The organism is Curtobacterium sp. RM9 (assembly GCF_054956955.1).
Genome location: NZ_CM143271.1, coordinates 1,078,148 through 1,104,642 on the forward strand (window position 1 = coordinate 1,078,148; position 26,495 = coordinate 1,104,642).

At 73.6% G+C, this 26,495-nt stretch carries 21 protein-coding genes and 1 tRNA gene; 13 read left to right on the forward strand and 9 right to left on the reverse strand.

Going from position 1 to position 26,495, the window contains the following annotated elements; genetic code table 11:
- The first annotated feature begins 23 nt into the window (after positions 1-23).
- From rsfS to ACY3FI_RS05155, 7 genes are all read left to right on the forward strand, one after another.
- The gene (rsfS, locus tag ACY3FI_RS05125; protein WP_462549679.1) at positions 24-398 is read left to right on the forward strand and encodes a ribosome silencing factor; all 375 of its coding nucleotides are present in this window, start codon (positions 24-26) and stop codon (positions 396-398) included.
- A gap of 112 nt (positions 399-510) precedes the next feature.
- Positions 511-583 (forward strand) — tRNA-Ala (locus tag ACY3FI_RS05130).
- 102 nt (positions 584-685) lie between these two features.
- Positions 686-1,609 carry an aldose 1-epimerase family protein gene (locus ACY3FI_RS05135; RefSeq protein WP_462549680.1) on the forward strand — a complete coding sequence of 308 codons (924 nt, stop codon included), beginning with the start codon at positions 686-688 and terminating at the stop codon, positions 1,607-1,609.
- On the forward strand, positions 1,588-3,138 hold the full coding sequence (locus ACY3FI_RS05140; RefSeq protein ID WP_462549682.1) for an anthranilate synthase component I family protein: 1,551 nt from the start codon (positions 1,588-1,590) through the stop codon (positions 3,136-3,138). Before ACY3FI_RS05135 ends, ACY3FI_RS05140 begins: the two co-directional genes overlap by 22 nt.
- A 93-nt stretch (positions 3,139-3,231) precedes the next feature.
- A complete protein-coding gene (imuA', locus tag ACY3FI_RS05145; RefSeq protein WP_462549684.1) occupies positions 3,232-4,131 on the forward strand; it encodes a DnaE2-dependent mutagenesis accessory factor ImuA' in 900 nt (299 codons plus the stop codon).
- A gap of 116 nt (positions 4,132-4,247) precedes the next feature.
- Positions 4,248-5,858 (forward strand): DNA polymerase Y family protein, encoded by a 1,611-nt coding sequence (locus tag ACY3FI_RS05150; protein ID WP_462549685.1) that lies wholly within the window; start codon positions 4,248-4,250, stop codon positions 5,856-5,858.
- Positions 5,859-5,868: 10 nt separating this feature from the next.
- Positions 5,869-9,291, forward strand: a complete 3,423-nt coding sequence (locus ACY3FI_RS05155) for an error-prone DNA polymerase (protein ID WP_462549687.1) — start codon at positions 5,869-5,871, stop codon at positions 9,289-9,291.
- A gap of 69 nt (positions 9,292-9,360) precedes the next feature.
- On the opposite strand, the gene ACY3FI_RS05160 is transcribed toward ACY3FI_RS05155, so the two are convergent.
- A complete protein-coding gene (locus ACY3FI_RS05160; protein ID WP_462549689.1) occupies positions 9,361-10,848 on the reverse strand; it encodes a sensor histidine kinase in 1,488 nt (495 codons plus the stop codon).
- Positions 10,845-11,522, reverse strand: coding sequence for a response regulator transcription factor (locus ACY3FI_RS05165; RefSeq protein WP_462549691.1), 678 nt, complete (start codon positions 11,520-11,522; stop codon positions 10,845-10,847). Before ACY3FI_RS05165 ends, ACY3FI_RS05160 begins: the two co-directional genes overlap by 4 nt.
- A gap of 251 nt (positions 11,523-11,773) precedes the next feature.
- Between ACY3FI_RS05165 and ACY3FI_RS05170 the strand changes: the two genes are divergently transcribed.
- Positions 11,774-12,082, forward strand: a complete 309-nt coding sequence (locus ACY3FI_RS05170; protein ID WP_462549693.1) for a hypothetical protein — start codon at positions 11,774-11,776, stop codon at positions 12,080-12,082.
- 106 nt (positions 12,083-12,188) lie between these two features.
- Here the strand turns inward: ACY3FI_RS05170 and ACY3FI_RS05175 are convergent, their stop codons facing one another.
- Entirely contained in the window at positions 12,189-13,256 is a 1,068-nt protein-coding gene (locus ACY3FI_RS05175) for an FUSC family protein (protein WP_462549695.1), read from the reverse strand.
- A gap of 101 nt (positions 13,257-13,357) precedes the next feature.
- Here ACY3FI_RS05175 and ACY3FI_RS05180 point away from each other — a divergent pair, with 101 nt between their 5' ends.
- Both ACY3FI_RS05180 and ACY3FI_RS05185 read left to right on the forward strand, forming a co-directional pair.
- Positions 13,358-14,581 (forward strand): phosphotransferase enzyme family protein, encoded by a 1,224-nt coding sequence (locus tag ACY3FI_RS05180; RefSeq protein ID WP_462549697.1) that lies wholly within the window; start codon positions 13,358-13,360, stop codon positions 14,579-14,581.
- 637 nt (positions 14,582-15,218) lie between these two features.
- On the forward strand, positions 15,219-17,345 hold the full coding sequence (locus ACY3FI_RS05185; protein WP_462549699.1) for a DEAD/DEAH box helicase: 2,127 nt from the start codon (positions 15,219-15,221) through the stop codon (positions 17,343-17,345).
- 101 nt (positions 17,346-17,446) lie between these two features.
- On the opposite strand, the gene ACY3FI_RS05190 is transcribed toward ACY3FI_RS05185, so the two are convergent.
- A complete protein-coding gene (locus tag ACY3FI_RS05190) occupies positions 17,447-17,719 on the reverse strand; it encodes a mycoredoxin (protein WP_462549701.1) in 273 nt (90 codons plus the stop codon).
- A 61-nt stretch (positions 17,720-17,780) separates the two neighbouring features.
- Here ACY3FI_RS05190 and ACY3FI_RS05195 point away from each other — a divergent pair, with 61 nt between their 5' ends.
- Positions 17,781-19,313 carry a CYTH domain-containing protein gene (locus ACY3FI_RS05195; protein WP_462549703.1) on the forward strand — a complete coding sequence of 511 codons (1,533 nt, stop codon included), beginning with the start codon at positions 17,781-17,783 and terminating at the stop codon, positions 19,311-19,313.
- A 155-nt stretch (positions 19,314-19,468) separates the two neighbouring features.
- Here ACY3FI_RS05195 and ACY3FI_RS05200 read toward each other — a convergent pair whose 3' ends face one another.
- Both ACY3FI_RS05200 and ACY3FI_RS05205 read right to left on the reverse strand, forming a co-directional pair.
- Positions 19,469-21,640, reverse strand: a complete 2,172-nt coding sequence (locus ACY3FI_RS05200) for a S9 family peptidase (protein ID WP_462549705.1) — start codon at positions 21,638-21,640, stop codon at positions 19,469-19,471.
- The gene (locus ACY3FI_RS05205; protein WP_462549706.1) at positions 21,637-22,845 is read right to left on the reverse strand and encodes a Fic family protein; all 1,209 of its coding nucleotides are present in this window, start codon (positions 22,843-22,845) and stop codon (positions 21,637-21,639) included. The genes ACY3FI_RS05200 and ACY3FI_RS05205 overlap by 4 nt, the downstream gene beginning before the upstream one ends.
- 95 nt (positions 22,846-22,940) lie before the next feature.
- Between ACY3FI_RS05205 and ACY3FI_RS05210 the strand changes: the two genes are divergently transcribed.
- Positions 22,941-24,137, forward strand: a complete 1,197-nt coding sequence (locus tag ACY3FI_RS05210) for an amidohydrolase (protein ID WP_462549707.1) — start codon at positions 22,941-22,943, stop codon at positions 24,135-24,137.
- 210 nt (positions 24,138-24,347) lie between these two features.
- Here ACY3FI_RS05210 and ACY3FI_RS05215 read toward each other — a convergent pair whose 3' ends face one another.
- Both ACY3FI_RS05215 and ACY3FI_RS05220 read right to left on the reverse strand, forming a co-directional pair.
- On the reverse strand, positions 24,348-25,238 hold the full coding sequence (locus ACY3FI_RS05215) for an aminodeoxychorismate lyase (RefSeq protein WP_462549709.1): 891 nt from the start codon (positions 25,236-25,238) through the stop codon (positions 24,348-24,350).
- Positions 25,239-25,257: 19 nt separating this feature from the next.
- The gene (locus tag ACY3FI_RS05220; RefSeq protein ID WP_462549711.1) at positions 25,258-25,608 is read right to left on the reverse strand and encodes a tryptophan synthase subunit alpha; all 351 of its coding nucleotides are present in this window, start codon (positions 25,606-25,608) and stop codon (positions 25,258-25,260) included.
- Between the two features lie 64 nt (positions 25,609-25,672).
- Here ACY3FI_RS05220 and ACY3FI_RS05225 point away from each other — a divergent pair, with 64 nt between their 5' ends.
- Positions 25,673-26,197: an 8-oxo-dGTP diphosphatase gene (locus ACY3FI_RS05225; RefSeq protein WP_462549713.1), complete on the forward strand. Its 525-nt coding sequence runs from the start codon at positions 25,673-25,675 to the stop codon at positions 26,195-26,197.
- Here the strand turns inward: ACY3FI_RS05225 and ACY3FI_RS05230 are convergent.
- Positions 26,194-26,478: a hypothetical protein gene (locus tag ACY3FI_RS05230; protein WP_462549715.1), complete on the reverse strand. Its 285-nt coding sequence runs from the start codon at positions 26,476-26,478 to the stop codon at positions 26,194-26,196. The two genes, ACY3FI_RS05225 and ACY3FI_RS05230, sit on opposite strands and share 4 nt — an antisense overlap.
- Positions 26,479-26,495: the final 17 nt, after the last annotated feature.

Sequence of the window (26,495 nt, forward strand, 5' to 3'; positions counted from 1 at the left end):
CGGACCGCAACCGGAAGGAATCCGTGACCGCCTCTCCCCGCGCACTGGAACTCGTGCAGATCGCCGCCCAGGCGGCCGACGCCAAGCAGGCCGAGGACCTCGTCGCCCTCGACGTGACCGGGCCGCTCCAGCTCACCGACGTGTTCCTGCTCGCGACCGGTCGGAACGAGCGCAACGTGCTCGCCATCGCCGACGAGATCGAGGAGCGCCTGCTCGAGGCCGGGGCCAAGCCGCTCCGCCGCGAAGGCCGCTCCGAGGGGCGCTGGGTCCTCATCGACTTCGGCGACATCGTGGTGCACGTCTTCCACGAGGAAGACCGTCAGTACTACTCGCTCGAGCGCCTCTGGTCGGACTGCCCGACCATCCCGCTCGAGCTGCCGGTCGACCACACCGCGTAGTGCGACGCGCCCGGGTGGCGACGACGATTTCGTCACCCGGCGTCCACGTGGTGTACGCTTCCATGGTGCCTCCGGATGACGGATGCGCGAGCAAGACCGAAGCAACACCCACGGGTCTGTGGCGCAGCTGGTAGCGCACCTGCATGGCATGCAGGGGGTCAGGGGTTCGAGTCCCCTCAGATCCACCCGAGCTCCATCACGAGCACGAACAACACGACGAACACCCCCGCGGCCATCGGCCACGGGGGTGTTCTCGTCGGTGCCCGTGGCCCCGATACGCTGAGCGCATGAGCAACGACGCCCCGCTGTCCGGTTCCGCCCTGACGATCACCGCAGCCGGCTACACGGCCGAGATCGCCTCCGTGGGGGCATCGCTCCGGACCCTCCGGCACGGAGGCCGCGACCTCGTCGTGCCGTTCGACGCCGACGAGGTCCGTCCCGCCTTCCGCGGGGCCGTCCTCGCCCCGTGGCCGAACCGCGTCGTCGACGGCACCTACTCCTTCGGGGGCACCGACCACGAGCTCGCACTGACCGAGCCGAAGCGGCACCACGCCCTGCACGGCCTCGTGGCCTGGACGGACTTCCGCGTCGTGCGGCACGAGCCGGACCGTGCGGTGCTCGGCACGACCATCGCCGCGCAGGAGGGCTACCCGTACCGCGTCGAGGTCCTCGTCGAGTACCGCGTCGACGCCGACGGTCTGCACACCACCGTCACGGGCACGAACACCGGGTCGGAGGCCGCGCCGTGGGGGACCGGGCCGCACCCGTACCTCGTCGGCGGCGAGGGCCGTGTCGATGACTGGACGCTCACGCTCCCGGCGGCGCAGGTGCTCGAGGTCACCGAGGACCGGCTGGTCCCGACCGGTCTCGCCGCCGTGCACGACGAGTTCGACCTCCGCACGGCGACGCCGATCGGCGAGCGGTTCATCGACCACGCCTACACCGGTTTCGACCGCGACGAGCAGGGCATCGCCACGATCGTGCTCACCGCCCAGGACGGCCACGGCGTGCGGGTCGCCTTCGGCCCGGAGTGCCCCTGGGTGCAGGTGCACACGGCCGACCACGTCGTGCGCGAGTACCACCGGGTCGGCCTCGCGGTCGAGCCGATGACCTGCGCGCCGGACGCGTTCAACACCGGTGCCGAGTCCGGTCTCGTCGTGCTCGAGCCGGGCGCCGCGCACGCCGCCTCGTGGACGATCACCGCGGTCTGAGGGGCGAGGACGGCGCCGCACGGATCGTCGTCCGGCGGTTCCCGTCCGCTCCCGACCTGGGAGCCCTGGCGTCGAGGATCGACGGCGACCTCGTCTGGCTCGACTCCTCGCTGCCGGACGGCTCCCCGTCCGAGGCGCACGAGCGTGCCCGGTGGTCGGTGCTGGCCTGGACGGACGGCCCGTTCGGGGTGCGGTTCCGCCACGAGGACCGGCTGGCGCACCTGACGCCCACCCCCGCGTCGGTCGCCTGGTTCGGCCCCGCCCGGGTCGAGGAGCGGCCGGCCTTCGCGGTGCTCGCCGACCTGCTCGCTCGCACGCCGGTCCTGACCGAGCCGGTCCCGGGGTGCGGGTTCGCGCTCGGCTGGGTCGGCTTCCTCGGGTACGAGCTCGGCCGCGAGTCCGGTGGTGTCGACCGCACCGCCACCGACCACGCGGACGCCGACCTCCGGTTCGCGGACCGAGCGGTCGTGGCGGACGCGTCGGGCGCCGCCTGGGCGCTCGCCCTGGTCGCCGACCACGAGCCCGCGGCCAGCGCGGAGAACCGCGCGTGGGTGCACGCGGTGACCGCCCCGGAAGTGACGGAGTGGGCCTTGGCTGATCCGTCGGCGGACGGAGCCGACGTCGGGGACGCAGCCCCGCGCCTCCAGGCCGCCAGCGGACGCGTCGCTCGCGACGCCTACGAGGGCGCCGTCGAGGCGTGCCGCGCCGAGATCCGAGACGGCAACGCGTTCCAGGTCTGCCTCACCACCGTCTTCCGGCTGCCGGTCGACGGCCTGGAGGCGCGTCCTGCCTCCGGCGCGGACCCGCACCTCGACGAGTACCTGCGCCTCCGCGCGGCGGACCCCGTCCCGTTCGGTGCGTACCTGCGGCTCGGGCCGCTGCGGGTGGCGAGCCGGTCGCCGGAGCGGTTCCTGCGCATCGACGCGGCGGGGACCGTGTCGGCGGAACCGATCAAGGGGACCAGGCGGCGGACGGCCGACCCCGAGGCGGACCGTGCGGTCCGCGCGGAGCTGACGGCGAGCGCGAAGGACCGTGCGGAGAACGTCATGATCGTGGACCTGCTGCGGAACGACCTGCTGCGCACGGCGCTGCCCGGTTCGGTGCGGGTGGAGCGGCTCTGCGACGTCGAGACGTACGCGAGCGTGCACCAGCTGGTGTCGACGATCTCGGCGGTGGTGCCGGCGGGGACCTCGCGGGCGGACGTCGTGCGCGCCGCGTTCCCGCCGGGGTCGATGACGGGCGCGCCGAAGATCAGCGCGATGGCGATCGCGGACCGTCTCGAGGGTGCGCCTCGTGGGGTGTACTCGGGGGTGCTCGGGTACTGCTCGGCGAGCGGCGCGGTCGATCTGTCGGTGGCGATCCGCACACTGGTGACGGTGGTCGACGAGGGCACCGGCACGGTCCGGTCGCGGTCGTTCGGGGCCGGTGGCGCCGTGACGTGGTCCTCGGTCCCCACGGACGAGGCGGACGAGGTCGAGACGAAGACGCGCTCGGTGCTCACCGGGGTGGGGGCCGTCGCGACCTGGTGACCGCGGTTCGCCGTGGGCGGTCACCGGCGTGTCGAACGCCCGTTCGAGGGCGGTGTCCACAGAATGTCGGTCCCGATTGACATCATCGAACACATGTTCGAATATGAGGGCATGCAGACGGCGGCGGCACTCCGGTCGCCCGGCGCTCCGGGGGAGTCGGTCGGGTGGTCCGACGCTGCGCGGGACGGTGCCGGGCCAGACGGTGCCGGGCGGGACGGCGCCTGGCCAGACGGTGCCGGGCGGGACGGTTCGGTGCGTGCGGTGCGCCGGGTGGACCACCTCGGCGACGCGCGGGCGGCGCTCGAACGGATCACGGCGCTGCGCTCCCGGGTCTCCGAGATGGAGAGCACCCGCGTCGACACCGAGGGGCTGCCCACGGCCGAGGCGCTCGCGCCGCTGCTGCCGGGCGGGGCGATCCGCGTCGGCGGGACCTACGCGGTGCAGGAGTCGGTGCTGTTGGCGATGACGATGCTGCAGGCCGCCTCGGCCGCGGGTGCCTGGTGTGCGGTCGTGGGCGTGCCGTCCTTCGGGGTCGAAGCCGCCGCCGCCGCGGGCATCGACCTCGAACGACTCGTGCTCGTGCCCGACCCGGGCGACCAGTGGCTCACCGTGACGGCAGCGCTGGCCGACGTCGCGCAGATCGTCCTCACCCGGCCGCTCGGTCGCGTGGTGCCCGGTGACGTCTCCCGGCTGTCCGCTCGGCTCCGGCAGCGGGGCGGGGCGCTCGTCGCGCTGGGCTCGTGGCCGGGGGCGGACGTCACGCTCCGGGTGACGCACTCGGCGTGGAGCGGCATCGGGGACGGCCACGGCCACCTGACCGAGCGCCGGGTCACGGTGTCGGCATCGGGTCGCGCCGGAGCGGGGCGTCCGGTCGACGCCGAACTGCTGCTGCCGGCGGCCGACGGCTCGGTCCGTCCGGTCGCGCCGGTGGCGGTGCCGGTCGCGGTGCCCACCGCGCCCGCGGTGCTGCGCCCCGTGGCGGTGGCCTCGTGAGTCCGCGCGGCCGTCGCTCGCGTGGTTCGGGTCCCCGCGCCGGGTCCCGGGTCACGGGCGCCCTGACCAGCGCCGGAGCGGGCGGCGCTGGGGCGGGGGTACCCGACGCCCGCACGGTGCGCGCCGACGCGGTCGCCCGGGGCGGGGCGCTGCCCGAGCCGCCCCCGACCCGGACCATCGTGCTGTGGTGCCCGGACTGGCCGGTCATCGCCGCAGCCCGGGCCGCCGGCGAGCCACCGGAGCAGCCCTTCGCCCTCGTCGTGAAGGGGCTGGTGTACGCCAGCTCCGCCAGCGCCCGGCAGCACGGCGTCGTGCGGGGCATCCGCGTGCGCGAGGCCCAGGCACGCTGCACGGGGCTCGTCGTGCAGCCCTACGACGACGCGCTCGACCACCGGGCCTTCGAGCCGGTCATCCGCGCGGTCGAGGCCGCCGTCCCCGGGGTCGAGGTCCTGCGTCCCGGCACGCTCGCGCTGCGCTCCCGCGGCCCGGCGCGGTACTACGGCGGGGAGCGGGCCGCGGCGGCCACCCTCGCGGGCATCGCAGCCGACCACGGGGCACCCGCGGTGCGTGCCGGCGTCGCGGACACCCCGTTCGCCGCCGAGCAGGCCGCCCGCGCCCGCCCGGTCCGACCGGGGGAGCGGGTGCGGATCGTCCCCGTCGGTGGTTCGGCGGACTTCCTGGCCGCGCTCCCGCTCACGGTCCTCGGCGACGCGGACCTCGCGATGCTGCTCGGTCGGCTCGGCATGCAGACCCTCGGCGAGTTCGCCGCGCTGGGCGACGAGCAGGTGCGCGACCGCTTCGGCGTCCCCGGGGCGTTCCTGCACCGGCTCGCGGGCGGGCGCGACCCGCGCGAGGTCGCGGCGCGCGAGATCCCGCCCGAGCTCCGGGTCGAGGCCGCCTTCGAGCCCCCGCTGGACCGCGCCGACCAGATCGCGTTCGCGTTCCGCCGGTCCGCCGACGACTTCGCGGCGCGGCTCCGGGCCGCCGGGCTCGTCGCGACGACCATCCGCGTCGGCATCGTCGACGAGCGCGACATCCTGCTCGAACGCACCTGGGTGCACCCGCGCTGGTTCGACGCGGCGGACGTGGTCGACCGGGTCCGGTGGCAGCTCGCCGGCGGGGTCGACCCGACCGGGCTCGAGGCGCCGGTCGTCTCGGTGGTGCTCGAGCCCGTCGCGGTGGACGACATGGCGAACCACGAACGCGGGCTCTGGGGCACCGGACCGGACGAGCGGGTGCACCACGCCCTCGCCCGCGTGCAGGGGCTCGTCGGGCACGACGGCGTCGTCACGCCCCGGGTCGGCGGCGGCCGGACCCTCGCCGAGCGCGTCGTGCTCGTGCCGTGGGGTGACGCCCCGGTCGGCGGCGAGCGTGCCCTCGCGACCGTGCGGGACCGCCCGTGGCCGGGCAGGCTGCCCGGACCGCCCCCGGCGACCGTGCTCGAACGTCCGCGCCCGGTGGACGTCGTCGCGGCCGACGGCGGCACGGTGGACGTCGACGACCGCGGCGTCCTGACCGGGGTGCCCGGCCGGTTCCGTGCCGAGGGGGAGCGCGGCGGACGCTTCGCCCCGGTGACCGCCTGGGCCGGACCCTGGCCGCTCGTCGTCCGCTGGTGGGAGTCCGGCGGCCGACGACTGCACCGCCTGCAGCTCGTCGACGACGCCGGCCGCGCCTGGTACCTCGTGCTCGCCGACCACCGCTGGTGGGCCGAGGCGGTCGCCACGTGAGGAGCACCTGATGGGCTACAGCAACCCGCCGATCCCGTGGTCGCAGTTCGAACGCGCGCTGTCCGACGAGCGGAACCCGGGCAGCGGGCACGCCGGCGACGGCGGGGACAGCCCGGCCTGGTCGCGGAAGCGCGAGCCGTACGCGCCGGCGGACCGTCCGACGGCCGATGCGGGCAACGTCCCGGTCGTGCCGTACGCCGAGCTGCACGCGCACTCGACCTTCAGCTTCCTCGACGGGGCGAGCGGGCCGGAGCACCTCTTCGAGGAGGCCGCCCGGCTGCACCTGCACGGTCTCGCGCTGACCGACCACGACGGCTTCTACGGCGCCGCCCGGATGGCCGAGGTCGCCGAGGCGTACCCGACCGTCTCGACCGTGTACGGCACCGAGCTGTCCCTCGGCCTCACCGAGCCGCAGAACGGCGTCCCCGACCCCGAGGGCACGCACCTGCTGCTGCTCGCGGACGGGCAGGACGGCTACCACCGGCTCGCCGGGGCGGTGACCCGGGCGCACCTCACCGCAGGCGCCGAGAAGGGCAGCCCGCGCTACGACCTCGACGAGCTCGCCGCCCAGGGCGACGGCCACTGGACCGTCCTGACCGGCTGCCGGAAGGGCGCCGTCCGGCAGGCCCTCGAACGCGGCGGCGAATCAGCGGCGGAGCACGCCCTCCGTGCGCTGCTCGACCGCTTCGGCACCTCGCGGGTCGTCGTCGAGCTCATCGACCAGGGCGACCCGATGGACACCGCCCGCAACGACGCGCTGGCCGCCCTCGCGGCGAAGCACGCGCTGCCGGTCGTCGCGACGGGCAACGTGCACTACGCCACCCCCGACCGCTTCCCGGTGGCGACGGCCCTCGCCGCGGTCCGGGCACGGCGCAGCCTCGACGAGATCGACGGCTGGCTGCCCGCCGCGCCCACCGCCCACCTCCGGTCGGGCAGGGAGATGGCCCGCCGGTTCGCCCGGTACCCCGGCGCGGTCGAGCACAGCGTCGAGCTCGCCGACGCGCTCGGCTTCCGGCTGAAGACGGTCAAGCCCGGGCTGCCGCACATCGACGTCCCCGAGGGACACACCACGATGTCGTGGCTGCGCGAGCTCACCTGGCGCGGTGCCCGGCGGTTCTACCCGGGCAGCGCCGACGGGGTCGACCCCGTGAAGCGGGAGCGCATCGAGCGCGAGCTCTCCGTGATCGAGGACAAGGACTTCCCCGGGTACTTCCTCATCGTGCGGGACATGGTGCAGTACGCCCGCGACCGGGGGATCCTCTGCCAGGGCCGGGGTTCCGCCGCGAACTCGGCGGTCTGCTACCTGCTCGAGATCACCGCGGTCGACTCGATCCGGTACGGCCTGCCGTTCGAACGGTTCCTGTCGGCGATGCGCGACGAGGAGCCCGACATCGACGTCGACTTCGACTCGGACCGGCGCGAAGAGGTGATCCAGTACGTCTACGACAAGTACGGCCGGTTCAACGCCGCGCAGGTCGCCAACGTGATCACCTACCGGCCGAAGGGCGCCGTGCGGGACATGGCGAAGGCACTCGGGCACAGCCCCGGGCAGCAGGACGCCTGGTCGAAGCAGGTCGAACGGTGGGGGTCGGTCACCGAGAGCCAGGACCACGACATCCCGGACACCGTGGTCGACATGGCGCAGCAGGTCCTCGGCTTCCCCCGGCACCTCGGCATCCACTCGGGCGGCATGGTGCTCACCGACCGGCCGGTGGGCGAGGTGGTGCCGATCGAGCACGCCCGCATGGACGGCCGGACGGTGCTGCAGTGGGACAAGGACGACTGCGCGTACATGGGGCTCGTGAAGTTCGACATGCTCGGCCTCGGCATGCTCGCCGCGCTGCAGTACTCGTTCGACCTCGCCGACGAGCACTGCGGGGAGCGCTGGGACATGCACTCCATCCCGAAGGAGGAGCAGGGCGTCTACGACCAGCTCTGCCGCGCCGACACGATCGGGGTCTTCCAGGTGGAGTCGCGGGCGCAGATGGGGACCCTGCCGCGCCTGCTCCCGCGCCGGTTCTACGACCTCGTGATCGAGGTGGCCCTCGTCCGTCCTGGGCCGATCCAGGGCGGCGCCGTGCACCCGTACATCCGGCGGCGCACGGGCGAGGAGCCCATCACGTACATCCACCCCTCGCTCGAACCGGTGCTCGAACGCACCCTCGGTGTACCGCTGTTCCAGGAGCAGCTCATGCAGATGGCGATCGCGGTCGGCGGGTGCTCGGGCGACGACGCCGACCTGCTCCGCCGTGCGATGGGGTCGAAGCGCGGGCACGAGAAGATCGAGCGGCTGCGCGAGAAGCTCTACCTGGGGATGGCGGCGAACGACATCCACGGTGCGGACGCCGACGCCATCTACGCCAAGATCCAGGCGTTCGCGAACTTCGGCTTCGCGGAGAGCCACTCGATCAGCTTCGCGCTCATCGTCTACGCGAGCGCGTGGATGCGGCTGCACTACCCGGGGGCGTTCCTCGCGGCGCTGCTGCGGGCGCAGCCGATGGGGTTCTACTCACCGCAGACCCTCGTCGCCGACGCCCGGCGGCACGGGGTGCGGGTGCTCCGGCCGGACATCCTGCGATCGAGCGTGGACGCCACGCTGGAGCCCCTCGACGCCGCGTCGGTCGGCGACCCCGGGCTCGACGCGTGCCTGGCCGAGGAACAGCCCCCGGTGCTGCCCTTCGACGCCGGCCACCCCGACGACACCGCCCGGCACCGCCGCGACGGTGCCTTCGCCGTCCGTCTCGGGCTGGCCGAGGTGGCCTCCCTCGGCCGACGGAGCGCCGAGCGCATCGTCGCCGAGCGTGACGCCCACGGGGACTTCACCGACATGTCCGACCTCGCCCGGCGCGTCGGCCTGACGACGGCGCAGCTCGAGGCGCTCGCCGCCGCGGACGCCTTCGAGTCGCTCGGCGTCGACCGGCGCAGCGGCATGTGGTCAGCGGCACAGGCCGCGGCGGAGCGCCCGGACCAGCTGCCGGACACGCAGGTGACGGTGCAGCCGCCGCTGTTCGGGCAGATGACGAGCGGGGACGTCCTCATCGCCGACATGTGGTCGACGGGCATGAGCACCGACGACCACCCGGTGCGGCACGTCCGCGGACGACTCGACGCCCGGCGGGTGCTCAGCGTGCTGGACACCCAGACGGCCGAGACCGGGCGGCGGGTCGAGGTCGGCGGCATCGTCACGCACCGGCAGCGACCGGCGACGGCGTCGGGGATCACGTTCCTCAACGTCGAGGACGAGACCGGGCTCGTGAACGTCATCTGCAGCGTCGGGGTGTGGGGACGCTACCGACGGGTGGCGCGGGAGTCGCCGGCGGTGATCGTGCGGGGGATCCTGGAGCGGTCGCCGGACGGGGTGGTGAACCTCGTGGCGGACCGGATCGAGCACCTGCCCCTGGCGGTCCGGACGCGGTCGCGGGACTTCCAGTGACCGCGGCGACGGCGCGCAGCGACGGGCGCGCAGCGACGGGCGCGAAGCGCAGCGCAGCCCGTACCCGCGTCAGGCGCGGTCGCCGGCCTCCGGGATCCGGACGGTGACCTCGAGGCCACCGGAACGGACGTTGCGGAGGGAAGCCGTGCCTCCCGAGCGTTCCGCGACCGCGCGCACGATCGCGAGCCCGAGTCCCGAGCCGCCCGGCAGCGGGATGGCGCCGGTCGCCGGGTCCGGGTTCGGCCGGGACTTCCTCGCCTCGTCCGGGCGGGTGAAGCGGTCGAAGGCGACCGGGATGAACGACTCGGGCACGCCCGGGCCGTCGTCGGTGACCTGCAGGATGCCCTCGCCCCCGGCGCTGCGCCACGTCACGAAGACGCCGCCGCCGCGGGGGAGTGCCGCGACCGCATTGCCGGCGATGTTCGTGACGAGCTGCGCCATGCCGCCCGTGTCGAGCCGGTACTGCGGGTCGGCGTCGCCCTCCGGCGGTTCGAGCTCGAAGTCGACCGTGACGTCCTTGGCCGACGCGATGAGCCGCACCCGGTCGACGGCGGCCATCACCTCGTCGCCGAGGTCGGTCCACCCGGTCGTGGGCTGTTGCTGGCCGTCCTGCTCCAGGCGCTCGGACTCCTCGATGCGGGACAGCGCGAGCAGGTCGTTCGCCAGGCGGGACAACCGCGCGACGCTGAGCTTCGCCCGCTCGATGTGCGCGGCGAGGGCGGTCGCGTCCTCGCCGTCGAGCGAGGCGAGGTCGAGCTGGGTGGTGAGGATCGCGAGCGGCGTCCGGAGCTCGTGGCTCGCGTCGGAGACCATCTGGCGCTCCCGCTCGGTGGCCTGGCGCGTGCGGGCGAGGAAGGCGTTGAGGGTCGTCGCGAGCGAGGCGAGTTCGTCCTGCGCGGGTCCGACCGGCAGCTCGGCGCGTTCCGGCGCGACGGAGAGCCGTTCGGCCTCGCGGCGCATCCGGTTGACGGGCCGCAACGCCGCGGTCGCGAGTACCCACGACGCGATGCCGAACGCCACCAGGATCGCGAGACCGGTGAGCGACAGGGTGGTGGTGAGGTCGTCGACGACGATCGCCTCGGCCTGCGAGTTGCGCGCAGCGACCACCGTCCACCGACCGGCCTGGTTGACCGGGTGCTCGACGACCACGCGGTACTCCGAACCGGCGACCTCGATGACCGAGGTCCCGGACTTCGTCGTGGTGAGGCTGCCGAGCGCTCGTTCCACGCGCGGGGGCATGGTGGACAGCGCGATCGCCCCGGTCGGGGACACGACCGCGACGAGCTGCAGGTTGCCGGGCGAGGACAGGTCGGGGTCGCTGTCCACTTCGAGCGTCGCCACGTACGGGTCGGCGTCGGCGTCGAGCAGGGTCCGCGTCGCGCTGGCGACGACGCTCACCACCTGGAACCGCATGACCAGCACGAGCAGCACGATGACCACGGCGGCGATCGCCGTCGACCCGATCGTGATCCGGGCGCGAAGCGAGAGCATCCGCAGCGGGCGGAGGACGCCGCGCTTCCGGCCGCCCGGTCCGGGAGTGGGAGCGGTGTCGGTCACGCCCCGAGCAGGTCGAGCCGGTAGCCGCGCCCGCGGACCGTCGCGATGGCGACCGTCGCCTCGTGGGAGACGAGCTTCTTGCGGAGGTACGAGATGTACTGCTCGACGACGTTCGGGTCGACGTGCTGCGAACCGTCCCAGACCTCCTCGAGGATCTTCGGCCGGTCGACGACGGTGCCGACCGAACGGGCCAGCAGACGAAGGAGTGCGAACTCGGTCGGGCTGACGGCGACGCGCTGCCCCTTGATGGAGACGCGGCGGGCCTCGGAGTCGATGGCGACGTCGCCGACCTCGATCGTGCGCGGTGCACCGGCGGTCTCGCGGCGACCGAGGGCGCGGAGCCGGGCGGTGAGCTCGGCGAAGGCGAAGGGCTTCGTCAGGTAGTCGTCGGCGCCGGCGTCGAGGCCGAACACTCGGTCGTCGACGGCGTCGCGGGCGGTGACGAGCAGGATGCGGACCGGGTCCTCGCGCTCGCGGATGCGGCGGGCCAGCTCGAAGCCGGACATGCCGGGCATCATCACGTCGACCACGGCGAGGTCGAAGGCCTGGTCGCCCAGGGCGATGAGCGCCTCCACGCCGTTCTCGACCGCGGTGACGCGGTACCCCTCCGCTGCGAGTCCGCGCTCCATGAGCGCACGCATCTCGTCGTCGTCCTCGACCACCAACAGGCGCATGTCCGACCTCCTTCGGCACCATCGTGGCATCGAAGGGGTCGCGGAGGCCGGTTCTCGGGGCCGACTCGCTGAATCTCGTCACAGCGGGCGATCCGCGACGGCCCCGCGCACGGCGGACACGGGGCCGTGGACGAGCGTCGGGACGGGCAGAACGGTCTGTCCCCATTTCGTGGGACGTGAGGAGTCGAGTACTCGTCGGTAGGCTCGGGGCCGGAACGGCGTACCCGACGCTGTTCCACAGTGGGGGAACCATGAACGACTCGCCGGAGCATCCGGCCCTCGTCCGTCTGCGCGCCGAACTCGACGCCGCCCGTCAGGGCATCGTCGCGCTCGACGAACTGGAGGACGTCCGCCGCGACCGAGTGGTCGCCGAACTCCGGTCCGCCGTGCCGGACGTCGCCGGCCGTGCCGCGCGCGAGGCCGGGCCGGACGCCGTGGTCGCGGAGATCAGTCGGTACGCCGTGACGGTGGACGGCATCGCTGACGGCGACGTGCCGCGGTCGCCGGTCTGGCGCGACATCGTCCGTGCGGCGACGGAGGCGGCGGCAGCGGCACGCTGACCGCCGCGCCCCGCTCACCGCGCGCAGCGGCCCCCGGTCCGGCGCCCGCGCGCAGCGGCCCTGGGACCGGCGCCTGACGCCCCGCGCGCAGCGGTCGGTCGGCGCGTCAGTCGTCCTCGCCGAGCAGTTCCTCGCGCACGCGGCGGATGTCCTCGAGCAACGCCCCGATCAGGATCCAGTGCCGGGAGTTCGGCCGGAGCACCTCGAGCGGCGCCGTCAGCGCCGGCTCGGCCGCGACCGCCGGGTCGGCCAGACCGTCGTCCGGCCCGACCGGCTCGAGCGCCGTCGCCTCGACCCGCGCGCTGAGCGCCCGGACGTCGGCTCCGATGCGGGCGACCTCCGTCGCGATGCTCCCCACCACGGGGTCGTCGCGCAGGTCCTCGGCGGTGTTGTCACGGATCGCCCGCGTCATGCCGGTGACCCGGGTGACGAGCACGCGCAGGTGCTCGGTGACCTGGACGTCCCGGTCGAGCACGGTGCGGTGTCGCCCGCTCCGCGGGTTCATCGTGAGCGACTCCTGCGCCGACACGAGCGACGCCTCGGCACGGGCGTGCTGCTGTCGGAGCGCCCGCGCCTGCACGAGTGCGGTGTGCCACCGGTCGTGGTCCCAGCCCTCGGTGAGGCCGATCGCGATCCGCTCGAACGCGGCCGCGGTGTCCCGGGCGAGCCGGGCGACCGCGAGGTGCGCCGGCCCGAGCAGCACCGGCGGCACGATGAGCGCGTTCACCACGAGGGCGACGACCGCCCCGATGACGGTCTCGAGGATCCGGTCCGCCGAGTAGTTCGGCGTCACGACCCCGGCGGTGAGCACGAGCATCCCGCTGATGCCGACCTGCGTCGCCGACGTCGGGGTGAGCCGCAGTGCCCAGGCGAGCAGGATCGCGAGGACGATGACGAGCAGCACGACCCACACGGTGTCGCCGAGCAGCAGGTGGAACGCGGTGGCGAGCACGACCCCGAGCACGACCCCGGCGCTCCGCTCGAGGCCCTTCACGAACGACTGGTTGATGCTGGGCTGCACGACGAGCAGGGCGGCGATCGCGGCGAAGGTCGGGAACGGCCCCTGGATGAGCAGCCGGCACAGGAGCACCGCGGCGACCACCGCGACGGCGGTCTTCACGACCTGCAGGAACGGCGTCCGACTGGAGCTGCGGAGGCGCGCGACCGGGTTCACGACGTCCACGGTAGCCACGGCCCGCACGCCGAGCCGTGCACGTGCGCGACGAATCGCCGCCGGTCCGGTTGACTGGTCTCGTGTGGCCCAACCATGAGCGCGTGATCCCGCAGGCCTTCGCCGGCTCCGGGACCTCCGTGGTGGCTGCACGCGCGCACTCGGTCGAGCCGTCCGGCAACGGGTACCTCTACGGGTACGAGGTCGACACCGTCGACCGGGCCGGTCAACGCGCCACCGTGCTCACCTACGTCGACACCGGCGGCGCGCACGACCAGAACAGCGCGATCGTGACGGACCCCACGACGGGCGAGCCGGTGTCGGTCTGGGCGTACCCGAACGACCCCGGGCTGCCCGTGCTGCCGCAGGTCACCTACCGCGACGCCGTCGCCGAGCTCCTCACGACGCTCGGCATGCCGGTGACCGATCCGACGCTGACCGTGGCCGCGTACCGGCCGGGCAAGCGCGCAGTCGTGCGGGTCGACGCAGCCGAGGGCACGGTGTTCCTCAAGGTCGTCCGTCCGCACCGTGTCGCGCCGATCGTGAAGACCCACGAACAGTTCGTCGCCGCCGGGCTGCCCGTGCCGCGGGTGCTGTCCAGCCGTGGTGACGGCCTCCTCGTCCTCGAACGCATCCGCGGCGTGCCCGCCGGCAGCCGCATCCTCGACATCGCCGACGATCCCCGCTTCGTCGCCTCCCTCGCCGCGCTGACCGGCCGGATCGCCACCGTGCCGATGACGCAGCAGGCGCGGGCCGACGCGATGGACCACGCTGACTGGCACCGCCGCACGCTCGTCGCCGCGCTGCCGCAGGACGCCGCCGAGATCGACGCCCTGTACGACGCGATCGGCCGGCGGTCCATCGGCTGGGCGTCCGCGACGAAGCAGGTCGTGCACGGCGACCTCCACCTCGAGCAGGTGTTCGTCGACGAGGACGAGCCCTGGCGCATCTCCGGTCTGCTCGACATCGACACCGCGGGATGGGGGCACCCCGTCCGCGACATCGGCGCGGTGGTCGCACACCTCGTGGTGACGGGGCTCTGGCACCGCTCACGGGGCGACGCCGAGCGCGGGGCCGCTGCCGAGCGGCTCGCGGACGCCGTCGCCCGCGACTGGGTGGGACGGAACCCGGACCAGGCGGACCGCATCGGCCCTGCGATCGGCGCGCAGCTCCTCGCGCACGCCGGCGGGCAGGCGACGACCGGGTCGGCGAACGGCATCCAGACCGCCGAGCAGCTCCTCGCCGCGACGCAGGCCGCGCTCACCGAGGCGTCGCCCGTCCTGCCGCGCGACGGCCTGCTCCGGCCGCGGTCCGCTCCGCAGGCCTGACCGACCCGCGACGCCGCCGGAGCTGTTCGCGCGCGTCCGCCTCGCGCGCCCGCCGGGCTGGCCCCCGTCCGCTCCGCGGAAGCGACGGTCTGCTGTCGGATGTCCGCCGCGACCTGTCGCGTTCGCGGGGGAACAGCGCGAGGCAGGGGGCGGGCGGTGCCACGGAGGGCGGGACGGACGACGGTGCGGACGCCAGGCGCATGGCGGCGCCGCCACGCGCCTCCAGTCCGACAGGGGCGACCGTCGGGAGGCGCGACGCGCGCGGACGACGCCGACTCGCCTCCGTCGGCGGTGGGGGAGTAAACTACTCGTGCACGCACCGCGTTCCCGCGTGCCGCGTCAATTCCGGACGCAGCGGTCGGTCACTTGACCGACGCGGGGACCGGGCCGTGACCGCCCCGAGGGGGCGTCACGTGCGTGTGACGGCGCCGGATCCCGGCGCGGACCGGAAGCACCCGACGCCCTGGCGCTCGCGTGGCACGGCCCGCGGGACTCCACCGGACGTCCCGAGCGGGGGACCGGCGAAACGGCGGGCCACGGTGGCCCGCGGACGAACCGGAGCCGTGCGCGGCACCGGTGCACGACTTCCGCCCGAGGGGCGGCTCGCCCGCGACGTGCGGGCGGAACAGGAGGAGCGTTGGCTCGATCAGGTACCCGGCGAGCAGCCGGCGGGACGCGGACCGCGTCGCGCCGCACCCGGCCGCTGGACAACGACGGCGTGATCCCCGTCCTCGCCCGCGCCGTGCGCGAGGTCGAGGCGGCGGCGCAGCGCGGACCGCTCAAGGCGTCGAACCGTTCCAAGTTCCAGGCGGTGGCCCTGCTCATGCGCGAGGAGCGCGCGCGGGTGAAGGCCGACCAGGAGCTCACGGACGCGCAGCGCGCCGAGCAGTTGAAGCGGCTCGACGGCGTCGCCACGATCCTCGCGAAGACGGCGGCGCGGGACACCAGCGTGATCCAGCTCCTCACCGAAGAGGCGTCGGTCAGCGAGGCGACCCGGACCGTCAAGCGCGACATGATGATCGCGGGCGGCATGGAGCTGCAGCCCGAAGAGCTGGTCATCGCCGCCGAGCCGTCGCCGGTCGTCGAGACCCCGGTGCGCTCGGTCGTGCCGCAGGCGGTCGTGCAGCGTCAGCTCGCGAACCCGTTCCTCGCGCCGGACTTCGCGCTCGCCGACCAGCCCGTGGCGCACCCGCGTCGCCTGGCGAACTGGGAGCTCTTCGGTCCGCTGTTCAAGTCGTTCGAGTACGGCGCCGGCGGTGGCGCGGCCACGATGCCGCTGCCCGAGCCGAGTTCGTTGCACTCGAAGTCGGGCACCACGCTGATGAAGCACCAGGCGGAGCTCGTCGCCGCCGCGTCGGAGGGGCACCGCACGTTCCTGCTCGCCGACGAGCCGGGCCTCGGCAAGACCGCGCAGTCGCTGCTCGCAGCCGACGCAGCCGGTGCCTTCCCGCTGCTCGTCGTCGTGCCGAACGTCGTGAAGACGAACTGGGCGCGCGAGGCCGCACGCTGGGTGCCGAACCGCCGTGCGACGGTCATCCACGGTGACGGCGGCGACCTCGACGGGTTCGCCGACATCGTCATCGTGAACTACGAGATCCTCGACCGGCACGCCGGCTGGCTCGGCGCCTTCGGGTTCAAGGGCATGGTCGTCGACGAGGCGCACTTCATCAAGAACAAGGACTCGCAGCGGTCGCGCTTCGTGCTGCAGATCGCTGAGAAGATCCGCGAGCGGACGGCCGCGCCGCTGCTCATGGCGCTGACGGGGACGCCGCTCATCAACTCCGTCGAGGACTTCCGCACCATCTGGGAGTACCTCGGCTGGATCGACGACAAGAAGCCCCGCGCGAAGCTCATGAACGAGCTCGAGGACATCGGCCTCACCCCGGCCGACCCGGGCTTCTTCGTCGAGGCGCGGAAGGCCGTGATCGACCAGGGCATCGTCCGGCGTCGCAAGGTCGACGTCGCGGCGGACATCCCGGCCCGACGGATCGCCGACATCCCCGTCGAGCTCGACGGCGAAGAGGGCCGCTCGATCCGCGACGCCGAGCGCGAGCTCACGGCGAAGCTGGTCAGGCGCTACCACCAGGCGCTCGACGCCCGCACCGGGCAGGACCCGGTGGTCGGGATCGACCACAAGCTCGTGCGCCAGGTCGCGCGCTGGGAGCTCGAGGACCAGGACGCCTCGTCGACCGGCGAGAACGTGTTCTCGATGGTCCGTCGGATCGGCCGTGCGAAGGCCCAGCTCGCAGCGGACTACGCGGCGCAGCTCGCGTCGAACGTCGGCAAGGTCGTGTTCTTCGCGAAGCACCTCGACGTGATGGACCAGGCGGAGGAGGTCTTCGCCCGACGGCACCTGAAGACCGCGACGATCCGCGGCGACCAGACCCCGGCGCAGCGCACGGCGGAGATCGACTCGTTCGTGAACGACCCCGACGTGGCCGTCATCGTCTGCTCGCTCACCGCGGCGGGCGTCGGCCTGAACCTGCAGGTCGCGTCGAACGTCGTGCTCGCCGAGCTGTCGTGGACGAGCGCCGAGCAGACGCAGGCGATCGACCGTGTGCACCGCATCGGGCAAGAGGAACCGGTCACCGCGTGGCGCATCATCGCCGCGCAGACGATCGACACCAAGATCGCCGAGCTCATCGACTCGAAGGCTTCCCTGGCCGCCCGAGCGCTCGACGGTTCGGACGAAGAGGTCGTCGACTCCGGGGACATCCAGCTCGACGCCATGGCGGCACTGCTCACCGAGGCGCTCTCGCGCTGACGCGGGCGGCGCTGCTGAAGGCGTCGCTCGGGTACGCACCCCGCAACGAACGACGCGCCCCGCAGTGACGGGGCGCGTCGTCCGTTGCGGGGTGCGGTGCGTCAGACGCGGGACTGCACCTCGGCGAGCGACGGGTTCGTCGCCGTGCTGCCGTCCGGGAACACGAGCGTCGGCACGGTCTGGTTGCCGCCGTTCACCTCGGCGACCAGCTCGGCCGTGCCCGGAGTCTGCTCGATGTCGACCTCGCGGAACGGCACGCCCGCCTTCGACATCTGGTTCTTCAGGCGCGCGCAGTAGCCGCACCAGCTCGTCGTGAACATCGTGACGCCGCCGGCCTCCGGCACGAACGCGTCACGGGTGATCGTCTCGCTCATGCGCTCAGGCTAACCCCGCCCGGTTCCCGGAACACCGGGAGCGGCTGGTAGACAAGACCGCGTGAGTGACACGCACCTCGAGATCGAGCGCACCTACGACCTGCCCGAGGGCGGCGACCTCCCCGACCTCGTCGGCGCGGGCGGCATCCTCCGCACCGAGCACCAGGACCCCTCCACCCTCGATGCCACCTACTGGGACACCGAACGCTACGACCTCGTCGCGTCCCGTGTGACCGTCCGCCGTCGGACCGGGGGCCCGGACGCCGGCTGGCACATCAAGCGCGCCGCGTCCGACACGGTCCGGCACGAGGAACACTTCCCGCTCACCGAGGACGCCGACGCCGTGCCCGACGAGGTCCTCGCGGCGCTGTCCACGGAGCGCCGGGGTCGGTCGCTCCGGCCGGTCGTGCACATCGTGACCACCCGCACCGTGACGCTGCTGCTCGACGAGGACGGCGACCAGGTCGCGGAGCTCGCCGACGACCAGGTCACCGCCCAGCGTCTCGACGACGAGGCCCCCTCCACCCCGCTCACCTGGCGCGAGGTCGAGGTCGAGACCCTCGAGGGCACGGACGAGCAGGTCGCGCACGAGCTGTTCGCGGCGCTGGACGGACGCTTCGCGGCCGTCGGGGGCGGCCCCGCCGCCGTGACGAGCAAGCTTGCGCGTGGGCTGGCAGGAGCACCGGCACCGCGCCTCCAGACCGGCGACAAGCCGGAGAAGGGGACCGCAGCCCGCGCGCTGCACAAGCGCCTGCGGAAGCTGCGCAGTACGCTCCTCGCCCAGGAGGCGCAGCTCCGGTCCGGCGCGTCGGCCGACCTCCGCGAGACCGCTGCGACCGCACTCGGCATCGCGGCCGTCCTCGGTCCGTACCGTCCGGCGTTCGCCGCGACCGACGCGGTCGACCGCGCCGCGGTCGCCGCCGAGGACCTCGCACAGGTCACCGCACGCGCCGCGCTCGCCGACCACCTCGTCGACCGGCTGCCGCGTGCGTCGTCCCCGGCGCAGGACGCACTGGTCGATGGGACGACCCGCGAGCGTATCCTCGCGGCCACCCGTGAGCGCCGGAGCGTCGCCGTGCGCGAGGTGGCCGCGTTCCTGCGTACCGAGCCCTACCTCGGACTGCTCGACGTCCTCGACGACGCCGTCGAGCGTCCGGAGCCGACCACGTGGGCGCTCCGCTCGCCGAAGAAGGTCGCGCAGGACGTCTCCGCCGTGGAGAAGCCGCGCATCCGGGAGCTCGTGCAGGACGCGGTCGGGGACGACGACGACGCGACGGCGCTCCTCGACCGCGAGACGACGGCGCGCCAGGCGACCGAGGCCGCGTGGCTCGCGGCGACCCGGGCACGGATGGCGATGGACGTGCTCGGCGACGACGCGTTCCCGCACGCGCTGTGGAAGCGGATCGGCGACGCGGCGGACGTGCTCACCGAGCGGGTCCGGTCGCTGCACGCGCTCGACGTGCTGCGGTTGCACTCGGGGATCGCGGAGCGTGACGGCGAGGGGACGTTCGGCTACGGGGTGCTGGCCGGCGATCGGGTGCGGCTGGCCGAGGAGTCGTACGACGAGGCGGTGCACGCGCTCAACCGTGTGTGAGGTGCGGCGCCGACGGGTGCGACTGTCGCGAGTTTTCGCGCTGAGCGACACTTCACGGGCTGATCGCCGCGTGAAGTGTCGCTGGGCGCGAAACCCCGGTCGCGAGTCCGGCCGCGGGGCGCGGCCCGACGTGCCCGCGCCCCCGCGCCCGCGGGTCAGCCGGCCGCGATGGGGCCGGCCGTGGCCGCGGCGGGCGTCACCTCGGCGAGCCCGAGGACGTCGAGCAGCCAGGCGAGCTCGAACGCCCGCTCCTTCCACGAGTCGTAGCGCCCGCTCACCCCACCGTGCCCGGCCGCCATCTCGGTCTTCAGCAGGACGGGGGCTCCGACCTCGCGGAGCTTCGCGGTCCACTTGGCGGGCTCGACGTACAGCACCCGGGTGTCGTTGATGCTCGTCACCGCGAGGATCCGCGGGTACTGCACGTCGTCGCGGACGTTCTCGTACGGCGAGTACTCGCTCATGTAGCGGTAGACCTCGGGGTCGTGCAGCGGGTCGCCCCACTCGTCCCACTCGATCACGGTGAGGGGGAGATCCGGGTCGAGGATGCTCGTCAGCGCGTCCACGAAGGGCACCGCCGCGAGGATGCCGGCGAACCGCTCCGGCGCGAGGTTCGCGACGGCGCCCATCAGCAGGCCACCCGCGCTGCCGCCCTCGGCGACGAGCTGGTCGGCGGTGGTCCGTCCGGAGTCGATGAGGTGCCCGGCGACCGCGACGAAGTCCGTGAAGGTGTTCTTCTTCGTGAGCGTCTTGCCGGTCTCGTACCAGTGCCGACCCATCTCGCCGCCGCCGCGCACGTGGGCGACCGCGAACACCACACCGCGGTCGAGCATCGACAGGCGCATGACGCTGAAGCCCGGGTCGATCGAGTGCTCGTACGAGCCGTAGCCGTAGAGGTGCAGCGGGGCGGGGGCATCCGGGTCGACGGCGTCGCGGCGCCAGACGAGCGAGATCGGGACCCGCGTGCCGTCCTCGGCCTCGGCCCAGTCGCGCTCCTGCACGTAGTCCGCAGGGTCGTAGCCGCCCAGGACCGGCTGCCGCTTCAGGACGGTGACCTCGCCGGTCGCCAGGTCGAGGTCGCTCACCTCGGAGGGGGTGACGAACGAGGTGAACCCGATGCGGAGCGTCGGCTGGTCCCACTCGGGGTTGCCGCCGAGACCGGCGGAGAACAGCGCCTCGTCGAAGGGGACCTCGTGCGCGTCGCCGTAACCATCGCCCTCGATCGGGATGACGGCGATGCGGGGGAGTGCCTCGGACCGGTACTCGATCGCGATGTGTCCGGCGAAGGCATCGACGGACTCGATGCGCCGTTCCGGGTGGTGGGCGACGACCACGCGGCGGTCGCGCTCGGTTGTGGGGTGGTCGGCCGGCACGTCGACGAGCTCGAAGTTCTCGGCGCCGTCGTTGTGCAGGACGAGGAAGCGGTCACTGCCGCCGACGATCGCGTGCTCGATCTCGTACTCGACGCCGTCGCGGCGCGGCCACACGACCTGGAACTCCCCGGTCGGGTCGGATGCGTCGAGGACGAGTGCTTCGGACGTGATCTTCGAGCCGAGCTCGATCACGATGTACTGGGACGAACGGGTGACACCGACGCCGACCCAGTAGCGGTCGTCCGGCTCCTCGAACACCACGACGTCGTCGGTCGCGGGGGTACCGACGGTGTGGCGCCAGATGCGGTCCGGCCGCCAGGAGTCGTCCACCGTCGGGTAGAACACGTAGCGGCCGCTCGGGTCGAAGGTCGCTCCGGCCCCGGTGTTCGGGATCTCGTCGCTGATGTCGGTGCCGGACTCGAGGTCGCGGACGTGCAGCGTGTACCGCTCGTCGCCCTCGACGTCGACGCCGTAGACGAGTCGGGTGCCGTCGTCGCTGATGTCGTAGGTGCCGAGCGAGAAGAAGTCGTGGCCGTCGGCGAGTGCGTTGCCGTCGAGGACGACCTGCTCGCCGGGCAGGCTGCTCGCGCCTTCCTCGACCGCGGGCGGGGTCCAGTCGTCCGGACCGTTGATCGGTGCGCGGCAGTGCACGCCGTACTGGCTGCCCTCGGAGGTGCGGGTGAAGTACCACCAGGAGCCCATCCGGACCGGGACCGAGAGGTCGGTCTCCTGCACGCGGCTCTTCACCTCGTCGAAGATCCGGTCGCGCAGTGCGTCGAGGTGCGCGGTCTGCTCCGCCGTGTGGGCGTTCTCGGCTTCGAGGTAGGCGAGGGTGTCCGGCGACTCCTTGTCACGCAGCCACTCGTAGTCGTCGACGAAGTCGATGCCGTGGTGCGTCCGGGTGACCGGACGCTTGTCGGCGGTGGGCGGGGTGACCTGGGTGTGCTCGCTGCTCACGCCACCACCCTATGCGCCCGCTCCCGCACGGCGGCGTGCACCCGGTCGCCGAACGCGGTGAGTTCGTCGACGGCCGCTGCCGCGACCCACGCCCGGTCGCGACGTCGCGCGGTGACCGGCCGGAGGACCCCTGTCCGGCACAGGTCCACGACGACGGTCTCCAGCAGGTCGTCGCGCCCTCGGAGCATGCCGTGCAGCCGGTCCTCGGTCAGGAACGGGTCGCGCGCGAGGGCGCGTCCGACCACGGCGTGCGGCCCGGCGGAACATGGACCCGCCGCCAGGTCCGCGGTCACCTCGTCGAGCAGGAGCGCGGTGAGCGTCGCCTCGTCGCAGACCGTGCCGATCGCGATCGCCAGGTCGCGGATCCACTCGTCGACGGCCCCGTCGCGGTAGCGGCCGAGGTGCCGGAAGTAGCGGTCGCGTTCGGCGACGAGGGCGGTGGCGACCGGCAGCGTCACGCGCGAGGTGACCCCGCGCCGGCGGAGCACGGCCGCGACGAGGGCCCGACCGATGCGGCCGTTGCCGTCGGTGAACGGGTGGATCGACTCGAACTGCGCGTGCCCGATCGCCGCCTGGGCGATCGGGTGCAGGTCGTCGCGGTCGAGGAACGCGAAGAGGTCCGCCATGAGCTCCGGGACGAGCTCCGGCGGCGGCGGGACGTGGTCGGCCGTGCGCGGGGTCGCGCCGCCGCCGATCCAGTTCTGCACGTCCCGCCATCGACCGGCGGAGCGGCCGTCGACCGGGTCGTGGCGCATCAGGCGTGCGTGGGCGGCGAGCACGGCGCGCTCGGTCAGGTCGCCGGCGCCGGCTGCGCGGACGAGCCCGTCGAGTGCTCCGGCGGCCTGCACCATCGCGGTCGCGCTCGTGTTCGCCCGGATCCCCACGAGGGCCCGCGCCACGTCGTCGACGGTCGCGGACTCGTGCTCGATGCGGGAGGACGCGACCGCCTCGGTCCGGTCGAGGACCGTGGCGAGCGGCGCGAGGTCGTCGCCGTGACCGGTGTCGAGCGCCACGAGGGCCGCGGTGGCCGCGTCGAGCAGCATGGCGGTGTCGGCGTCCGGGGACCACCGGACGGCGGCGATGCGCGGCGGGACCGACACCACGATCGACGTCGTCTCGCGGTCGGCGCGGGGACCGCGGCGGGTGCTCCGCCACGGTCGGACGGCGGTGGCGTGGGGCGGCCAGTCGGTTCCGGGGTGCGGCACGCTTCCTCCTCCTGCGGATCGGTCCGGTGACGCTACCGACCGCAGGTCCCGCGCCCCGAACATGTCGTACGCACGGCGCTGGGTAGCGTGGAGCCGTGCACACCTCCTTCGCCGTCACCGGCGCCCACGTCGTCCCCGTCAGCGCCCCCGAGTTCGACGGCACCGTCGTCGTCGAGGACGGCCGGATCACCGCGCTCGGTCCGGCCGTCGCCGTGCCCGAGGGCATCGACGTCGTGGACGCCGCCGGCGCGTGGCTCCTGCCGGGCTTCGTCGAGGCACACGGCCACGTGGGCATCCACGAGGAGGCGAACGGCGAGGCCGGCAACGACACCAACGAGATGACCGGCCCGAACATGGCCGGCGTCCGCGCGATCGACGCCGTCGACATCGACGACGAGGGCTTCCGCGACGCCCTCTCCGGCGGCATCACGGCGATCGTCGTCAAGCCGGGCTCGGGCAACCCGATCGGCGGCCAGACCGTCGCGATCAAGACCTGGGGCGGCCGCACCATCGACGAGCAGCTCATCTCGGACGCCGTCAGCGTGAAGAGCGCGCTCGGGGAGAACCCGAAGCGGGTGTACGGCGGCAAGGGGCAGACGCCCTCGACCCGCCTCGGCGTCGCGAAGGTCATCCGTGACGCGTTCGTCGACGCCCAGAACTACCGTGCCGCCCGCGACGCCGCCGCCGCGAAGGGGGAGCCGTTCGCCCGCGACCTCGGCAAGGAGACCCTCGTGCGCGTGCTCGACGGCGAGCTCGCCTGGGACCAGCACACCCACCGCCACGACGACATCGCCACCGCGATCCGGCTCGCCGAGGAGTTCGGCTACCGCCTCGTGGTGAACCACGGCACCGAAGCGCACAAGATCGCGGGGCTGCTCGCCGAGAAGGACATCCCGGTGGTCTACGGGCCGCTGTTCACCAGCCGCTCGAAGGTCGAGCTGCGCGACCGCGGGATCCCGAACCTCGCGACCATCGCCGCCGCCGGGGTCCGCGTCGCGATCACGACCGACGCCCCGGTCGTGCCGATCGCGATGCTCGTCGACCAGGCCACCGCCGCGGTGAAGGAGGGGCTGCCGCGCCAGACCGCGCTCGAGGCGCTCACCGTGAACCCGGCGGACATCCTCGGGTTCGGGGACCGCGTCGGTCGGCTGGCCCCCGGGTACGACGCGGACCTCGTGCTGTGGGACAGCGACCCGCTCGACGCGACCAGCCGCGCGACGCGCGTCTGGATCGACGGCGCGACCGTCTACGAGTGGGCCGACGGGACGGGCGTCACCACGCCGCGCTGGTAGCGACGCACCGGCAGACCGCACCGCCGATCGCACCCCGTCGCGGACGTCGCACCTCGGAGCGCCGGGGTGCGACGTCCGCAGCGGGGTGCGATCGGCGACGGTCCCGTGACGGTGCCATCGTCGACGGACGGACGGACGGACGGACGGACGGACGGACGGGAGGCGCGGTGCGGGCCCGCCCCGCGCCTCCCGTCCGTCAGGGGTCCGGTCTCAGACCTCGCGCGCGAGCAGGAAGTCGTTGATGCGCGCAGTCAGCTCGCCGTCGACCGTCCAGGGCGTGCCGTTCACCGATCGGATCGGGGCCGCCTGCCGGACGCTCGACACCAGCCATCCGGCGTCCGCCGCGTGCAGGTCGGCGAGCGTCACGAGTTCGTACGCGGTCTCGATGCCCTCCTGCTCGGCGAACCGGAAGACGTCCGCCTGCGTCGTGCCGGCGAGGATCCCGATGTCGGTGCGCGGCGTGACGAGCCGGCCCCCGACGAGCAGGACCAGGTTCGCGCGGGTGCCCTCGAGCACGTAGCCGTCGCTCGACACGAACACGGCGTCGTCGGCCCCGCGGCGGACGGCCTCGCGCAGCGCCGCCATGTTCACCCCGTAGGAGAGCGTCTTCGCACCCTGCAGCAGCCACGGCGAGGTGCGCTCGACGTCGTGCCGGTAGCCGCGGTCGAGCGTCACCACGGCGATGCCCTCGGTCCGCGCCGCGGTCGAGTCGGGCGACGGAGCCGCGTACGCCCAGCCGGTCGGCCGGTCGGTGCCCTCGACGCCGCGGGTCAGCACGGTCTTCACGAACGCCTCGCGCACCGGGTCGAGCCGTGCACAGACCGCCTCGATCGTCTGCCGCCAGGCGTCGACGTCCGGCTCGGGCAGGTCGAGCATCGCCGCGGACCGCACGAAGCGTGCCAGGTGCGCCTCGAGTGCCTGGGGACGTCCGTCGACCACCGTGACGGTCTCGAAGACGCCGTCCCCGCGGGTGGCGCCGAGGTCCTGCACCTGGAGGTGCTCCTCGAGCGGCTTCTCCCACGTGTACGTGTCGGCCGAGGGGTCGTGCGGCTCCGCGTGGCGCGAGGGGCGGTTCAGGACGGCGAGGACGGTTTCGGTCATGCGCCCATCCAACCCCAGCTCAGCCGAGGTCGGGCAGCGCGCCGAGCAGCTTCCAGACGGCGGAGGTCAGCTCGGGGTGCTGCAGCGCGATCCGGCGGAGACGGTGGTACTCCTCGCCGAGCTGCGTGCCCTGACCGGACGCCGGGTGCGCCGCCCACTGCGTGCTGCGCCGCGCCATCGCCGCGTCCATCTCGACCGCCTCGGCCCGCAGGATGAGCACGACCTGCTCGTCGACGGTCGGGAGCGTCGGCATGAAGTCCCAGGGGTCCTCGCCCTGTCGGCTGCGGTGCTCGACGAGCATCGAGATCTCCTCGGCGGCCTCGGCACGCAGCACTTCGAGGCTGCGCCCCGTCCTGCGGGACTCAGCCATGATGCCCCCGCAGCACGCCTGCCATGAGGAGAGCGTACGCCACGTCGTCGGCCACACTGGACCCATGACCCCGCGCGACGAGTCGAAGACCCAGCACGCCCCCGTCGTGGTCATCTACCTCGTCCGGGACGGCGTGCGCGGTCCCGAGGTGCTGCTCGGCGAGAAGCGACGGGGCCTCGGCGCGGGGCGCCTCGTCGGCCCCGGCGGCAAGCGGGAACCGGGGGAGCTTGCGGTCGAGACCGCCGTGCGCGAGACGCGTGAGGAGGTCGGCCTGCGGATCGACCCGGCCGACCTGGAGGCGCGTGGCACGCTGGACTACCGGTTCCCGTTCCGCCCGTCCTGGTCCCAGGTCTCGGACGTCTTCGTCTGCCGCCGCTGGCAGGGCAGCCCGTCGGGCAGCGACGAACTCGAACCCCGGTGGATCCCGGTCGACGCCGTGCCGTACGAGGCGATGTGGGACGACGCGCGCTACTGGTTGCCGGGTGTCCTGGCGGGCGGGACCGTGCAGGCCCGCTTCACCTTCGCCGAGGACAACGCGACGGTCGCGGGGTGGACCAGCACCGACCGGTCGGCGGACGGACGGCGTTAGCGGGTCTGCGTGCGCGTGCTGCCGGTCCGCGCTTCCTCGGCCGCGGCGATGACGTCCGCGTCCCCGCTCCGGCCGCCGAGGGGCCGCACGAAGAAGTCGACGATCCCCGAGACGATCGCCCCGACCATCGCGAACATCGCCCAGCCGACGAACAGGCCGGCGGTGTTCCGGCCGTCGGCGGGTGCGAGCAGCACGCTCGCCGCGTAGAGCACGACCGTCAGCACCAGGAACACGACGACGACGGTGACGAGGACGCGGTGCCAGACGATGCGGTGATCCATGCCGACCACGATACCGG

Coding starts and splice junctions, on each gene's coding strand:
- ACY3FI_RS05135 (WP_462549680.1), top strand. CDS start 686: ATGAGCAACGACGCCCCGCTGTCCGGTTCCGCCCTGACGATCACCGCA.
- imuA' (WP_462549684.1), top strand. CDS start 3,232: ATGTTCGAATATGAGGGCATGCAGACGGCGGCGGCACTCCGGTCGCCC.
- ACY3FI_RS05155 (WP_462549687.1), top strand. CDS start 5,869: ATGGGCTACAGCAACCCGCCGATCCCGTGGTCGCAGTTCGAACGCGCG.
- ACY3FI_RS05165 (WP_462549691.1), bottom strand. CDS start 11,522: ATGCGCCTGTTGGTGGTCGAGGACGACGACGAGATGCGTGCGCTCATG.
- ACY3FI_RS05170 (WP_462549693.1), top strand. CDS start 11,774: ATGAACGACTCGCCGGAGCATCCGGCCCTCGTCCGTCTGCGCGCCGAA.
- ACY3FI_RS05190 (WP_462549701.1), bottom strand. CDS start 17,719: ATGAGCGAGACGATCACCCGTGACGCGTTCGTGCCGGAGGCCGGCGGC.
- ACY3FI_RS05215 (WP_462549709.1), bottom strand. CDS start 25,238: ATGACCGAAACCGTCCTCGCCGTCCTGAACCGCCCCTCGCGCCACGCG.
- ACY3FI_RS05220 (WP_462549711.1), bottom strand. CDS start 25,608: ATGGCTGAGTCCCGCAGGACGGGGCGCAGCCTCGAAGTGCTGCGTGCC.
- ACY3FI_RS05225 (WP_462549713.1), top strand. CDS start 25,673: ATGACCCCGCGCGACGAGTCGAAGACCCAGCACGCCCCCGTCGTGGTC.
- ACY3FI_RS05230 (WP_462549715.1), bottom strand. CDS start 26,478: ATGGATCACCGCATCGTCTGGCACCGCGTCCTCGTCACCGTCGTCGTC.